Here is a 14,539-nt window from a genome sequence, read left to right as displayed (position 1 = left end):
CGGTCACCGCTGGTCATGGGGGTCGCGTGCGCTGTCGGCCTGGCCGCGTCCGTCCGTCGGCGCGTAGCTGCCGTTGGCAAGGCTCTTGGCCCTGGACTCCCGCTCGGACTCACGCAGGGCACGGTGGAAGCGTCCGGGGCCCCAGGAACGGCCGCCCACGGCCTGTTCGAGTTGGTCGCGGCTCGTCGGGCCGGTCTCTCGGAGCGCGTGGGTGATCTGTTCGATCTCGTCGTCGCGGCGTTGTTCGGCCATGGCGGACGTACGGCTTGCTGTGCCCGCGGTGCCGGCCATCCCCGGCGAGTACATCCGGCTGCCCGGTCCGGTGCCCGGGCGGTAGCGGCGGGCTCCGGCGCGCTCCCGCTCCCGGCGGCGGGCAGTGCGGTCGGCGATCCGCCGTTCCCGCTCGTCGGCGGCCTGACGGACGTGCTCGGGCCGGCGGCGGTCTCGTGCGTCCTGTGGCGCGGGCTCGTTGCGCCAGGCTGCCTCGGCTTCCTCAGCGGTGAGCGGCCGGGCGATGTTCTCCAAGGACTGTTGTTCGGCCCGGACACCGAAGAAGACCTCGGCCAGCCCGCCCAGCGCCATGGCAGCCGCTCCGACGAGGAAGCCGATGGCCACCAGGTCCGCATCGCCACTGTGAATCAAGTGGCCGAACAGCAGCGGGCCGGTGATTCCGCCCACGGCCGTGCCGATCGCGAAGAACAGCGAGATGGACAGGGCTCGGGTCTCCATGGGGAAGACCTCGCTCACTGTCAGGTAGGCCGAGCTCGCTCCCGCGGACGCCACGAAGAAGGTCAGCGAGACCAGCAGGAAGAACGGCCACGTCGTCAGGGAGCCGTTGACCAGCAGGACGGCGAGGACGGCTGCCACGACTGCCGAGCCGAAGTAGGTGCCCGCGATCATCGGTTTTCTGCCGACGGTGTCGAACAGTCGGCCGAGAAGGAGCGGCCCGAGGAAGTTGGCGATGGCGAAGAGGGCCAGGAAGTAGGGGATCGAGCCGGAGCCGATGTCGAAGAAGCCGTTCAGGATCGTGCCCAGGTCGAAGACGATCGCGTTGTACAGGAACGCCTGTCCGACGAAGAGCGCCAGACCGAGAACGGCGCGACGGGGGTACCGCCGCAGAGCCGCGCCGGCGATTTCCCTGAACGGGATGACGTCGCGCTGCCGTACGGTGACCGCCTCGCCCGGTTCCGGCAGCTCGCTGCCGGTCTCTTGGCGCACCTCGGCCTCGATCCGGTCGACGATGCGTTCAGCCTCGGCTTGATGCCCGTGGATGAACAGCCAGCGCGGACTCTCCGGCACATGGCGGCGTACCAGCATGATGCCCAGGCCCAGGATGCCGCCCAGGCCGAAAGCCAGCCGCCAGCCGAGGTCGGCTGCCAGCAGACTCTCGTTGAGAAGCAGCACGGCGACCAGGCTGCCGAGCGCCGCACCGACCCAGTAGCTGCCGTTGATGGCCAGATCCACCTGCCCGCGGTTGCGGGCCGGAATCAGCTCGTCGATGGCCGAGTTGATCGCGGCGTACTCTCCGCCGATGCCCATACCGGTGATGAAGCGGGCGAGGTAGAGGTACCAGGCGTCGTGGGCGAACGCGGTCGCGACGGTGGCGAGGATGTAGATGCCGAGCGTGAGCAGGAACAGCTTCTTGCGCCCGTAGCGGTCGGTGAGCCTTCCGAACAGGAGAGCGCCCGCACAGGCGCCTGCCACGTAGATAGCGGCGGCAGTGCCTACGTCGGCGCTGGTGAGGTTGATGCCGCTGCCCGGCTCGGTCATACGGGCGGCAACCGCTCCGACGATCGTCACTTCGAGTCCGTCCAGAATCCAGACGGTTCCCAGACCGATGACGATCCGCCAGTGGAATCGGGACCACGGCAGCCGGTCAAGCCGGGCGGGGACCTTGGTGGTGACGACGCCGAGTTCGGCGGTGGTGGTCATGCCATGCCTCCTCGTTCAGGGCCGTGGGCCGTTGCCTGGAGGGACAGAACAGGCCGGAATAGGCCGATCCGCCTAGGGTGGTCTTCTGTGCTGCGCTGCCACCTTCTGGGACACCGTTTTCGCTTTCGCCATCAGGGCGACACGATGCTCTGGCACTGCGCACGTGGGTGCGGAGCGGAGGGAAGCAAGCGATATCCGACGGCCCAGGACGCCGAGCGTTACGCAGTGGCATTCGACCGCGAGGACCATGCGGACATGGGCCGACGAGCCCCGCTGGGTCTGCTCCCCCTTCGGCTTCTGCGCGCCTGGCGTCTGCGGCGCCGAAAGGGAGCCGGTGGCGAGCCACATGCCGAGCCTCCGCCGCCGTGAGGGGGTGTGATACGGGACGTCATTCATGAGTCACCCCGGATGTCGAGCCTCGCCGGCCCGGCCGCGGTTCCGGACGGGTGTCCGGAACCGCGGCGTCGCGTCTCAGCCGCCGCTCCCGGTGCTTTCACTCGTCTCACTGATCTCGACGTGCCGGGGCTTTGCGACCTCGGCCTTGGGGACGGTGATGGTGAGCAGCCCGTCCGACATCTGCGCATTGATCTTTTCGGTGTCGACCTCTCCGGGCAGCCGCAGCCGGTACTCGAAGGCTCCGGTGCGGCGGGTGCTCCGGCGCAGGACGCCTTTGCGTTCCTTCTCCTTGATCTCTCCGGTGACCACCAGCTCTTGGCCGTTCGCCTCGACGTCGATGTCCTTGCTCTTGACGCCGGGGAGTTCGATCTCGATGTGGAAGGCGTCGTCGGCCTCCGTGACATCCGCCAGGGGTGTCCACGCGACTGCGGGCGCCGCGCCTCCCACCGTGGATTCGATCAGTCCGCTCATCTCGCTGAGCAGTTGGTCGAACTCCGTCAACGGATTGCGTGCCCAGCCAATGGGCCTGTCCTGCACTGCGCCACCGCGGTGGCGCCGGACGGGCGTGGCCATTCCCATCGCCTCCTTCTCCTTCTCGTGATCTCATCGCCCGCTCGGTGTCATGCGAGCCAAGCGGACTCCTTCGGACGGGTGTGCGGTGAGTGGTCGGTGCCGCCGGGCGTGGCCGTGTGGCCCAGGTAGCGATGCACGAAGTGGATGCTCATCGCACCTTCGCCGACCGCGGAGGCCACGCGTTTCACCGAGCCGCTGCGGACGTCACCGGCGGCGAAGACGCCAGGCAGGCTGGTCTCCAACGTCAGGCAGTTGCGGCCCTGGCTCTGCCACAGTCCGGGGACGGAGCAGGCCTGTGCCTCCGCGCCGGTGAGCACGAAGCCGCGCGCGTCGAGGGCGAGCGCGCCGGACAGCCAGTCGGTGTGCGGGTCGGCGCCGGTGAAGACGAACAGGGCCCGCACCTCGAGGTGGTGGTGCTCGCCCGTACGGTGGTCGACCACGGTGACTGCCTCGAGCGTCTTGTCGCCCAGTGCCTCGGTCACCTCGGTGTGGAGCAGCACCCGCACTCGGGGGTGGCGCTCGATCTGATCGATCAGGTAGCGGGACATGTGCGCCTCGAGGCTCGGCCCACGGACGAGCAGATTCACCTGCGGTGCGTATCCGGCCAGGAAGAGCACGGCCTGGCCCGCGGAGTTGCCTCCGCCGACGACGGCCACCGGGTCGGTGCGGCACTGCTGGGCCTCGTAGACGGTCGCCGAGTAGTGGACGCTCGTTCCCTCCAGGCGTTCGATGCCGGGCACCTGGAGGCGGCGGTAGCGAGCGCCGGTGGCCAGGACGACGGTACGGGCGGTGATCTCGCTGCCGTCGGCGAACCCGACGGCGTAGTGCCCGTCGCGCGGTTCGAGCCGAGCCGCCTCCGCCGGGACGCTGATCCTGGCGCCGAACTTGTCGGCCTGGAGCACGGCGCGTTCGGTGAGTTCGGCGCCGGAGATGCCGGAGGGGAAGCCGAGCAGATTCTCGATGCGGGAGGACGTGGCGGCCTGGCCGCCGCTGGCCATGGCCTCGACCACAGTCGTGTCCAGGCCCTCCGAGGCGGCGTTCACCGCGGCGGCGAGACCAGCGGGTCCGGAGCCGACGATCAGGAGATCGCCGTAATGGTTTCCGGCAGGCAGCGAGGGCAGGCCCATGAGCCGGGCCAGTTCCGCGTTGCTGGGGTTGCGCAACAGAGTGGTGTCCCGCCAGATGACGAGCGGAGTCTCCTCCGGGCCGACGCCGAAGCGGCGCAGCAGTTCCTCGGCCTCCTCGTCGGTCTCCAGATCGATCCAGCGGTGCGGCAGCCGGTTGCGGGCGGCGAAGTCGCGCAGCCGCCGGGTGTCGGGCGAGTAGCGCGAGCCGATGATGCGGAAACCGGCGCCCTGCCCGACAAGCAGGGCACGGCGGCCCAGACAGGCGCGCAGCACCAGATCGCCCAGGGCGGAGTCCCTGGTCACCAGGTCACGCAGCTGGTCCATGGACAGGGCGAGGACCTCGCCGGGGGCCCTCACCTGGGCGGTGTAGAAGGCCACCTGCCCGTTCAGGAGGCCGAGTTCGCCGATGAAGCGGCCGGGGCCGTGCACACGCAGCAGACGTTCGTCGGGCGTGCCGTAGCCCTCGACGATGGCGACGGAGCCGCTGAGGACGACGTAGAACGTCTCGCACCGCTCCCCCTCCCGGATCAGCACGTCGCCGGCGTCAACTTCGCGCCGCCGGCCACTCTGCGCCAGGCGGTCGATCTGTTCCTCCGGCAGGCGGGGATAGGCGCCGTAGATGTCGGCGGTCTCGAAGGGGACGCTCGCTTCCGTCTCGTCGGGCACAGGCGCCGGGCGTGGCCGCGTCTCGTCGCGGGGCATCACACGAACGCCTCGTGGGCGAAGCACCACCGCCAGTCCTCGCCGGGCTCCAGTGACGCCACGATCGGGTGGCCGTCGGCGGCGGCGTGACGGCGCGCGTGCCGATTCGGCGAGGAATCGCAGCAGCCGACGTGGCCGCAGCTCAGACAGAGCCTGAGGTGGACCCACGGGGAGCCGAGCAGCAGACACTCTTGACACCCTTCGGGGGTCAGTGGCTGGACCGGCCGGACAAGCGCGAGGTGGGGGTCGGTTCCTACGGTCATGGCTGATCATCCTTTCCCGGCCGGTTCGCGTCCCGCGATCGACTGCTCCACCCACCGCTGCAGGGCAGGGGCAGGTGCGGCACCCGCCTGCCGGGCGATGGTCTGTCCTTTGTCCAGGACCAACAGCGTCGGTACCGCCTGGACCTCGAACCGCTGCGCCAGCCGCGGGTTCTTGTCGATGTCGACCTTGACCAGCTTGATCTTTCCCGCGAGATCGGCGGCGACCTTCTCCAGCGCGGGGCTCACCATGCGGCAGGGGCCGCACCAGGTGGCCCACAGGTCGACGACGACGGGCACGGTGGCCTGCTCGACGACCTCCGTGAAGTCGTCGTCGCCCGCGTCGGCCATCCACGGCAGCGGCTGTTTGCAGTTGCCGCACATGGGGCGGCCCTCGGCGGCCACGGGTACCCGGTTGGTGCGCCCGCAGTGCGGGCAGGTGACGTTGGTGGCTTGCACGGTACTCATGCCGCCCTTGCTCCCTTCACGTCCTCGGGCTGGTCGTAGGTGACGACCAGCTCTCCGTGCTCGGCGTCGACGCGGACCTTCGCGCCGTCCTGTACGTCGCCGCGCAGCAGGGCGCGCCCGACCAGCGTCTCGACCTCGTGGGAGATGTAGCGCCGCAGCGGCCGGGCCCCGTACACCGGGTCGTAGCCCTGGTGGGCGATCAACTCTCGGGCTGTCTCGGTGAGTTCAACGGTGATGCGACGCTCGGCGAGGCGGCGTCGCAGCTCGTCGAACTGCAGCTCCACGATCCGCTCGATCTGCCGCTCACCGAGCGGCTTGAACAGCACGATGTCGTCGACACGGTTGAGGAACTCCGGGCGGAAGTGCCCGCGCAGCTCACCCATCACCAGGGCGCGGGCGTCCGGCTTGATCTCACCCTCCGCGGTGGCGCCGTCGAGGAGGTGCTCGGAGCCGATGTTGGACGTCATGATGATCACGCTGTTGCGGAAGTCGACGGTGCGGCCCTGGGCGTCGGTGATGCGGCCGTCGTCGAGGATCTGCAGCAGGGTGTTGAAGACGTCGGTGTGCGCCTTCTCGATCTCGTCGAAGAGCACCACCGAGTACGGCTTGCGGCGTACGGCCTCGGTGAGCTGTCCGCCTTCCTCGTAGCCGACGTACCCGGGCGGGGCCCCCATCAGCCGGCTGACGGTGTGCCGCTCCTGGTACTCGCTCATGTCGAGGCGGACCATGTTCTCCTCGGAGTCGAACAGAGCCCGGGCGAGGGTCTTGGCCAGCTCGGTCTTCCCGACGCCGGTGGGCCCGAGGAAGATGAACGAGCCGATGGGGCGGCGAGGGTCGCGGATACCGGAGCGGGCGCGGATGATGGCGTCGGCGACGAGCTGAACGGCCTCGTCCTGGCCGATGACGCGCTCGCGCAGGATCTCGTCGAGGCGCAGCAGCTTCTCACGTTCGCCCTCCTGGAGGCGGGCGACGGGAACGCCGGTCCAGGCGGCGACGATCTCGGCGATCTCCTCCTCGGTGACGACCTCGCGCAGCAGCCGGTTCTCCCCTTGCTTCGCGGCCAGTTGCTCCTCCTCTGCGGCGAGCCGGCGCTCCAGATCCTGGAGGCGGCCGTAGCGGAGTTCGGCGGCGCGGTTGAGGTCGTAGGCGCGTTCTGCCTCCTCCGCCTCGTGGCGGACCTGCTCCAGTTCCTGGCGCAGCTCCTGCACGCGGCGGATCGCCTGCCGTTCGGCCTCCCACTGGGCGTGTTTGGCGTCGGCCTCGCCGCGCAGGTCGGCCAGTTCCCTGCGCAGCTCCTCCAGGCGGGTTTTGCTCGCGGGGTCGGTCTCCTTGGAGAGGGCGGCCTCCTCGATCTCCAGGCGGGTGACGCGGCGGGTGATCTCGTCGAGTTCGGCGGGCATCGAGTCGATCTCGGTACGCAGCCGGGCGCACGCTTCGTCGACGAGGTCGATGGCCTTGTCGGGCAGGAACCGATCGGTGATGTAGCGGTGGCTGAGGGCGGCCGCGGATACCAGCGCGGTGTCCTGGATCTTCACGCCGTGGAAGATTTCCAGGCGTTCGCGCAGTCCGCGCAGGATGGAGATGGTGTCCTCCACGCTCGGCTCGTCGACCAGGACCTGCTGGAAGCGGCGTTCGAGGGCGGCGTCCTTCTCGATGTGCTTGCGGTACTCGTCGAGGGTGGTGGCACCGATCATGTGGAGTTCGCCGCGGGCGAGCATCGGCTTGAGCATGTTGCCCGCGTCCATGGCTCCTTCGGCGGCACCGGCGCCTACGACGGTGTGGAGTTCGTCGACGAAGAGCAGGATGTGCCCCTGGGCGGCCTTCACCTCGGACAGCACGGCCTTGAGTCGTTCCTCGAACTCGCCCCGGTACTTTGCCCCGGCCACCAGTGAGCCCATGTCGAGTGCGAACACGGTCTTGTCGCGCAGTCCTTCGGGCACGTCGCCGCGGACGATGCGCTGGGCGAGGCCCTCGACGATGGCGGTCTTGCCGACGCCAGGGTCACCGATGAGGACCGGGTTGTTCTTGGACTTGCGGCTGAGGATCTGGGTGACGCGGCGGATCTCGGCGTCCCGGCCGATGACCGGGTCGAGTTTGCCGTCCCTGGCCTCGGCGACCAGGTCGCGGCCGTACTTCTCCAGGGCCTCGTACGCCACTTCGGGGTTGGCCGAGGTCACGCGCTGGTTGCCGCGGATCTGGGTGAGCGCGCTCAGGAACGAGTCCCGGGTGATGCCGTGCTCCTTGAGGAGCCGTCCGGCGGCGGTGGACGAGCCCTCCTCGGCCAGGGCGAGCAGGAGGTGCTCCACAGAGACGTACTCGTCCTTGAGTCGTTTGGCCTCCCGCTCAGCCGCGTCAAGCAGCCGGGACAGGCGCTGGGTGACGAACACCTGGCCCGGCGCAGCACCCGGGCCGGTCACCTTGGGCCGGCGGGAAAGCTCTTCCCGGACAGCCGCACTGAGCTCCCCGGGCTCCCTGCCCGCCTGTTGCAGCAGCCGAGGGATCAGGCCGTCCTCCTGGTCAAGGAGCGCGAGCAGCAGGTGCTCACCGTCGACCTCGGTCTGGCCCATGCGGACGGCGGCGGTCTGCGCCTCCTGGAGGGCTTCCTGTGACTTCTGGGTGAGACGGTTCATGTCCATGGGGGTGAGTCACTCCTCCTGCCGCGGTCGCGCAGTGCGGCTTCGAGCAGGCTGATGCGGTCGAGCAGGTCGAGCACCAGACCGATGGATGCGTAGTTGAGGCAGAGTCCGGAGCGCAGCCGCTGGACGCGGGCGAGGACCGCCGGGGCCGCGGGGTCGAACACGAGGTGCCCCGCGGCGTCGCGTTCGGCGTCGACCAGGCCGAGGGCGACGAACCGGCGGACCAGGTCGGGGTGGAGGCCCGAGCGGCGGGCCACGGTGTCCAGGGAAAGCCTGGGGACGGGGACGAGCGCGTACCGCACGGCCGTTGACCCGGCGCTCGTCCGTGCGGGACGCCCGCCCGCGTCGGCCCGGGCGGTCCGACCGCCGGCCGCCGCCCATGAGGGTCGGTCGCTCATCACGTCCTCCTGGGGTCGTACGAAGAGGTGGCGGCGAGCTCCTCGAACAGCTCGCGCTCCCGGTCGCCGAGGGCGGGCGGCACCATGACACGGAGTTCGGCGTACAGGTCGCCGTTCGCGCCGCGCGGGTTCGGCATGCCCTCGCCGCGCAGCCGCAGCCGCCGGCCGCTGGAGGAGCCCGCGGGCATCGTGACCTTGGCCGTGCCGCCGCCGGGGGTGGGCACCGGCACGGTCGCACCCAGGGCCGCCTCCCAGGGGGTGACGGGGAGCTGTACGTGGACGTCGCGGCCGTCCAGCCGGAACCGGGGGTGGGGCTGGATACGCGCCCGCAGGTACAGGTCGCCCGCGGGCGCGTCACCACTGCCCCGGCCGCCCTCGCCCGCCAGACGGATGCGCTGCCCGTCGGTCACGCCGGGCGGTACGTCGACGTCGTACCGCCGCGGCTGCCCGGTGGGGCCGGCGAGCGTGACGGTGCGGCGGCCGCCCCTGTACGCCTCCTCGACGGTGAGCGGCAGCTCGGCCTCCTGGTCGGCCCCTGGTACACCGCCGGGGGCGGCGCCTGCTCCGAAGAGCGAGCCGAGCAGGTCCTCGATGTCGACGCCCTCCGCTGCGAAGTCGTCGCCGAAGCCGGTGTACCGGACGCCGGGGCCGCCCGCACCAGCGGTCCTCCGAGCGCGGAAGCCGCCGCCCGCTCCGGCCGCGACCCGTTCGTCGAAGTCCTCGGGGATCTTGCGGAAGTCCTCACCGAAGCGGTCGTAACGGGCCCGTGTCTTGGGGTCCGAAAGGACGCTGTATGCCTCGTTGAGGTCCTTGAAACGTTCCTCCGCCCCCGGGTCCTTGTTGACGTCCGGGTGGTACTTGCGGGCGAGTTGGCGATATGCCTGCTGGATCTCGTCCTGGCTCGAGGTCCGTGACACGCCCAGCACCTCGTAGAAGTCCCGTGCCATGACCGGTCACTCCCGCTTCGCGACAGTCACGGCGGCGGGCCTGAGCTGCCGTTCCCCGTCCCCGTAGCCCGGGCGCAGCACCTCGACGACCGTGCCCGGTGGGGCGTCGGGGTCCTGGACGACGCCGACCACCTCGTGCCGGGCGGGGTCGAAGGCGACGCCGGTTTCCGCGTGCCTCGGGTAGCCGAGCAGTTCGAGGACGTTCACCGCCTGGTCTCGGACCGCCCGGACGCCCTCCACGATCGCGCCGGGGTCGGATCCCGCATGGGTCAGGGCGAGTTCGAGGTTGTCCAGGACGGGCAGGAAGGCGGCGGCCGTGCGGGACCGCTCGGCCGTCCGCTCCCGCTCCAGTTCCCTGGCGTGGCGCTTGCGGAGGTTGTCGAGGTCGGCGAGCGCGCGCCGCCAGCGGTCCTCGAGTTCCTTGAGCTCGGCCGTGGGCTCGTCCTCGGACGGTGCGGGGCCGCCGGCCGCGTCGGGGCCGGGTTCCTCGTCCGTGTCAGACCCCGGCCCGGTCGGCGGGCCCGAGCGCGGAAGATCCCCTCGGGGAGGGCGTACGGCGCCCTCCGGAGCCGGGTCGGCCGGGTCCGGCACGGCCGGGTCGGATTCCCTGGGGTGGATCGGCATGGCGGTTCCTCAGTTCTTGTCGAACTCGGCATCGATGACGTCGTCGTCATCCCCACCGCCGCTCGGGCCGCCGCCGGTCGCACCGTCCCCGGTGGCTCCCTGGTCGGGACCGCCCGTGGTGGCGCCGCCCTGATGCGCCGCCAGCCCCGTCAGCACCTGCTGGAGTTCGGAGGTCAGAGGCCGGACCCGCTCCACGCCTGCCTCCTCCTTGACCGCCGCCCGGGCATCCGACACCAGCATCTCGGCGCGTGCCTTCTCGTGCGCGGGTGCGGCGTCGCCCAGCTCGGCGAGGCGCTTGTCGACCTGGTATGCGACGGCATCGAGCTCGTTGCGGGCGTCGACGGCCTCGCGCAGGGCCTGGTCCTGGCCCTGGTTGCGCTCGGCCTCCTGGACCATGCGCTCGACCTCGCTCCGGTCGAGGTTGGAGCTCTCGGTGATGGTGATGCCCTGTTCCTTGCCGGTGTCCCGGTCTCGGGCCTTGACGTTGAGAATGCCGTTGGCGTCGATGTCGAAGGTGACCTCGACCTGCGGTTCGCCGCGCGGCGCCGGACGGATGTCGGTGAGCTGGAAGCGGCCGAGCACCCGGTTGTCGGCGGCCCGTTCGCGCTCGCCCTGGAGTACGACGATGTCGACGGCGGGCTGGTTGTCCTCGGCGGTGGAGAATGTCTCGCTGCGGCGCACCGGGATGGTGGTGTTCCGCTCGATGATCTTCGTCATCACGCCGCCGCGTGTCTCGACACCCAGCGACAGGGGCGTGACATCGAGCAGGAGGACGTCCTTGACCTCGCCCTTGAGCACCCCGGCCTGGATCGCGGCACCCAGGGCCACGACCTCGTCGGGGTTGACACTCATGTTGGGTTCCTTGCCGCCGGTCAGCCGGCGCACAAGGGACTGGACAGCGGGAATGCGGGTGGAACCGCCGACGAGGATCACCTCGTCGATGTCGCTCTCGCCGACCTTGGCGTCGGCCATGGCCTGCTGGACCGGTCCCAGGCACCGCTCCACCAGGTCACTGGTGATCTGGTCGAACGTGGACCGCATGACCGAGTCGGTGAGGTGCTTGGGGCCCGAGGCATCGGCGGTGATGAACGGCAGGCTGACCTGCGTCTGCGTCACCGAACTCAGCTCGGTCTTGGCCTTCTCCGCCGCCTCGAACAGGCGTTGCAGGGCCTGCGGATCCTTGCGCAGATCGATGCCGTTCTCCTTCTGGAAGTCGTCCGCGAGGTAATCCACCAGACGCCGGTCGAAGTCGTCACCGCCCAGGTGGCTGTCGCCCGCCGTGGAACGCACCTCCACCACGCCGTCGCCCACGTCGAGGATGCTCACATCGAACGTGCCGCCGCCGAGGTCGAAGACCAGCACCGTCTCGTGCTGCTTCTTGTCCATGCCGTACGCGAGGGCGGCCGCGGTCGGCTCGTTGATGATCCGCAGCACCTCCAGTCCCGCGATCCGCCCGGCGTCCTTGGTGGCGGTGCGCTGGGCGTCGTTGAAGTAGGCGGGCACGGTGATGACCGCCTCCGTGACCCGTTCCCCGAGCTGCTTGGACGCGTCGTCGGCAAGTTTGCGCAGCACCTGGGCGCTGATCTCCTCGGGCGCATGGAGCTTGTCGCGCACCTTGAAGCGGGCGACGCCGCCCGGGCCCTCGACGACGTCGTACGCCACCGCCCTGGCCTCGTCCGGGATCTCGTCGAAGTGCCGGCCGATGAACCGCTTGGCCGAGTAGATGGTGCCCTTGGGATTGAGGATCGCCTGGCGCCGGGCCAGCTGGCCCACCAGCCGTTCCCCGGTGTCGGTGAAGGCCACCACGGACGGCGTCGTACGGTTGCCCTCGGTGTTGGGCACGACGGAAGCTTCGCCGCCCTCCCACACGGCGATCACCGAGTTCGTGGTGCCCAGGTCGATGCCCACTGCCTTGGCCATGAGGAACTCCTCCCGTGCGGCGGCAAGCGCCGGCACTGCGGATCCGATCGTTCAGGTAGGGGCGGAACGTCCACCGGCACCGGCGGTCCGCAACCCGCCGAGCAGCCGTACCGCCTCGTCGGCGACCGCTTCGTCCACGACGACGTCGTACCGGCTGGGCTGCATCGAGCGGACGGAGGCGAAGTCCCGTCGACCGCCCTGCAGGGCGTACAGCAGCAGGCCGAACAGCGCGCCCACGATCGCTCCGAAAATCAGGCCGTAGAGGGCGACGAGCAGGGCGGATACGAGCGGGTCCACCCAGTCGACCAGGCCGAAGAGCCAGCCGATCAGCGCTCCGGGAAGGGCCCCGCTCGCCGCTCCGTGCAGGGCGGCCCTGCCGTAGTCCATACGGCCGACGACCTGCTCGACGAGCCTGACGTCCTGTCCGATGATGGCCACCCGTTGCACGGGAAACCCCTGGTCCGAGAGGTGGTCGACGGCGCGTTCGGCTTCCTGGTACGTCTCGTACGTGGCAACGGGCCTAGGAGGCTGCTCGCTCATCGCCCAGTCCTTCCTGCCCGTGTGCACGGCGGCCCCGGCACGCCCCCAGACTCGCGAACCGAGCAGCTCTGCGCCTGCACCCGGCAGGTCAAAGAACAACGGAGCCCGTCCCCCCGCGAGCACGAGAGCGGACACGTCGGACATCTCGGGTACCTTGGTCGGGGAAGGCGTAGAGGAAGAGGCGCTGTCACCTCTCTGGGGGCTCAGGGAAGGGAGTAATCCCATGGCCGGCTCCAGGGGCCGGAGCGTGTACCGACGCCGCCCGGACCGGGAAGGCGGCCTTCCGCCGGGCCGTCTGGGACAGCACCCCACGATCTCGCGGCGAGGGGCTCGCCCGCCCCTTTCCACCCTGGCATCCCGCAAGTGGCCGGCCTTCTCTCGCGCCCTGTTCGACACCCGGGACGAAAGCGAGATCGTGCGCCTGGCCATGAACCACGTGTCGGCTGTCGGCCCGTACAGAGCCGAGGCCGGCTACCTCAGGGTGCACGGCCATATGGTTCCCAGCCCGCAGGTCGGGCCGGGCCATGCGTCAGCCGTCGACCGGGCGGTGCGAGAGCTGACAGGGCGGGACGTCCCCGTAACCGTTCCCGGCCGGTCCAGGGGCAGGGCCTTGGCCCTGCACGGACCCGGTGGACTGCACGGCTACCTCGTGGTGACGTCTCGGTCCCGGCCCACCGAAGCCCAGCACTTCCGGCTCGCCACGCTCGTACGCCTCACCGCCGCGGCCCTCTCCGTCGCCGTCGCGCACCGCCGCCAGCGGGAAGACGCCCTGGAGCTGCACCGACTGCGACGGGAACGGGCAGCCTTCCAGCGGCGGCTGATCTCTCTCGTGGTCGAGCTGGGATATCAGCGGGCCGTGCACGAGGCCCTCGCCGAGGTCGCGGCCTCGGGCGGCGGCGAGGAGGCCATCACCAGCGCACTGCATGAGCTCACCGGATTTCCCGTGCTGGTAGAGGACCGCTTCGGACGACTGCGGTCCTGGACCGGTCCCGGCCGGCCCGACCCCTATCCGGAACCGGACCCCGCACGCCATGAGGAGATGCTCCAGGGGGTCGCCCGGAGAGGCGGATCCGTGCGCATCAACGACCGGCTGATCTCCCTGGTACGCCCCCGCGGTGAGGTCCTCGGAGTACTGGCCCTGGTCGATCCCAAGGACGACGCCGACGAGTACACCGTGTTCGCGCTGGAGCACGCCGCCACGTCACTCGCCGTGGAACTGTCGCACCTGCGCCATCTGGCGGAGGTCGAGCTGCGACTGCGCCGCGAACTGGTCGACGATCTCCTGGGGGGCACGGACCAGGCGAGCGCCTACGCCCGGTCCGAGGCGTTCGGACACGACCTGCACCGCATCCAGTACGTGGTCGTCGTGCAGTGGAGGAACCAGGCCGCGGACGACGCTTTCGCAGGGACCGTGGGCCGGGCGGCTTCGGCCGTGGGCATGCCGTCGCTGGTGACTCGGCGTTCCGACCACGTGGTCCTGGTCGCCGAGGGCAGCCCCCACGACCACGCCTTGTACGAGACGCTCGCCCGGGAGACCGGAACACCGGACGGGACGATCGGGGTGAGCGCCCGCTGCGACACCCCGGACGGTATCCCCGGCCGCTACCAGGAAGCACTGCGCGCCCTGGAGGTACGCCGCCGGTCCCGAAGGCGATACGGCACGACGTTCTTCGACGATCTGGGCCTCTATCGCATCCTGGGGCCTGGAAACGAATACCAGGAGCTGGAGGCGTTCGTTCGGGAATGGCTCGGACCCCTCGTCGACTACGACGGCCGGCACCGTACGGCTCTCGTGGAGACGCTGTCCCGGTACTTCGACTGCGGTGGCAACTACGCCGAGACCGCCGAATCCCTGGCGATCCACCGCAGCACGCTGCGCTACCGGCTCCAGCGCATCCGTGAGATCAGCGGCCATGACCTCACGAGCGTGGAGGACCGCCTCAACCTGCAGGTCGCGACCCGGGTGTGGAAGATCATGCTGGGCGGACCGGGTTGAGGAGCCCACGCACCGCGGGG

At 70.2% G+C, this 14,539-nt stretch carries 12 protein-coding genes; 1 reads left to right on the top strand and 11 read right to left on the bottom strand.

From position 1 onward, the window contains the following. Window positions 1-3: 3 nt before the first annotated feature. The 11 genes from ABZ016_RS17980 to ABZ016_RS17930 form a co-directional block, all read right to left on the bottom strand. Window positions 4-1,932: an MFS transporter gene (locus ABZ016_RS17980; protein ID WP_356917599.1), complete on the bottom strand. Its 1,929-nt coding sequence runs from the start codon at window positions 1,930-1,932 to the stop codon at window positions 4-6. 471 nt (window positions 1,933-2,403) lie between these two features. Next, on the bottom strand, window positions 2,404-2,901 hold the full coding sequence (locus ABZ016_RS17975; RefSeq protein WP_356917598.1) for an Hsp20/alpha crystallin family protein: 498 nt from the start codon (window positions 2,899-2,901) through the stop codon (window positions 2,404-2,406). 47 nt (window positions 2,902-2,948) lie between these two features. Then, window positions 2,949-4,730, bottom strand: a complete 1,782-nt coding sequence (locus tag ABZ016_RS17970; protein WP_356917597.1) for an FAD-dependent oxidoreductase — start codon at window positions 4,728-4,730, stop codon at window positions 2,949-2,951. Then, the gene (locus ABZ016_RS17965) at window positions 4,730-4,993 is read right to left on the bottom strand and encodes a UBP-type zinc finger domain-containing protein (protein WP_356917596.1); all 264 of its coding nucleotides are present in this window, start codon (window positions 4,991-4,993) and stop codon (window positions 4,730-4,732) included. The genes ABZ016_RS17970 and ABZ016_RS17965 overlap by 1 nt, the downstream gene beginning before the upstream one ends. A gap of 6 nt (window positions 4,994-4,999) precedes the next feature. Continuing rightward, entirely contained in the window at window positions 5,000-5,458 is a 459-nt protein-coding gene (gene trxA, locus ABZ016_RS17960) for a thioredoxin (protein WP_356917595.1), read from the bottom strand. Next, window positions 5,455-8,094, bottom strand: coding sequence for an ATP-dependent chaperone ClpB (clpB, locus tag ABZ016_RS17955; protein WP_356917594.1), 2,640 nt, complete (start codon window positions 8,092-8,094; stop codon window positions 5,455-5,457). The genes trxA and clpB overlap by 4 nt, the downstream gene beginning before the upstream one ends. Beyond that, window positions 8,085-8,492, bottom strand: a complete 408-nt coding sequence (locus ABZ016_RS17950; protein WP_356917593.1) for a chaperone modulator CbpM — start codon at window positions 8,490-8,492, stop codon at window positions 8,085-8,087. Before ABZ016_RS17950 ends, clpB begins: the two co-directional genes overlap by 10 nt. Then, window positions 8,492-9,439 carry a J domain-containing protein gene (locus ABZ016_RS17945; protein WP_356917592.1) on the bottom strand — a complete coding sequence of 316 codons (948 nt, stop codon included), beginning with the start codon at window positions 9,437-9,439 and terminating at the stop codon, window positions 8,492-8,494. The genes ABZ016_RS17950 and ABZ016_RS17945 overlap by 1 nt, the downstream gene beginning before the upstream one ends. 6 nt (window positions 9,440-9,445) lie before the next feature. After that, window positions 9,446-10,063, bottom strand: coding sequence for a nucleotide exchange factor GrpE (gene grpE / locus ABZ016_RS17940; protein ID WP_356917591.1), 618 nt, complete (start codon window positions 10,061-10,063; stop codon window positions 9,446-9,448). 9 nt (window positions 10,064-10,072) lie between these two features. Then, complete coding sequence (dnaK, locus tag ABZ016_RS17935) at window positions 10,073-11,983, bottom strand: molecular chaperone DnaK (RefSeq protein WP_356917590.1); 1,911 nt, start codon at window positions 11,981-11,983, stop codon at window positions 10,073-10,075. A gap of 51 nt (window positions 11,984-12,034) precedes the next feature. Next, window positions 12,035-12,523: a general stress protein gene (locus tag ABZ016_RS17930; RefSeq protein ID WP_356917589.1), complete on the bottom strand. Its 489-nt coding sequence runs from the start codon at window positions 12,521-12,523 to the stop codon at window positions 12,035-12,037. 223 nt (window positions 12,524-12,746) lie between these two features. On the opposite strand from ABZ016_RS17930, the gene ABZ016_RS17925 reads away from it, so the two are divergent. Further along, window positions 12,747-14,519 carry a helix-turn-helix domain-containing protein gene (locus ABZ016_RS17925; RefSeq protein WP_356917588.1) on the top strand — a complete coding sequence of 591 codons (1,773 nt, stop codon included), beginning with the start codon at window positions 12,747-12,749 and terminating at the stop codon, window positions 14,517-14,519. The last annotated feature ends 20 nt before the right edge of the window (window positions 14,520-14,539 follow it).

The sequence above is a fragment of the Streptomyces sp. NPDC006372 genome (genome assembly GCF_040612515.1).
Classification (GTDB): Bacteria; Actinomycetota; Actinomycetes; order Streptomycetales; family Streptomycetaceae; genus Streptomyces.
The sequence above is the reverse complement of the archived record's forward strand: the minus strand, read 5'-3'. Positions and strand labels throughout refer to the sequence as shown.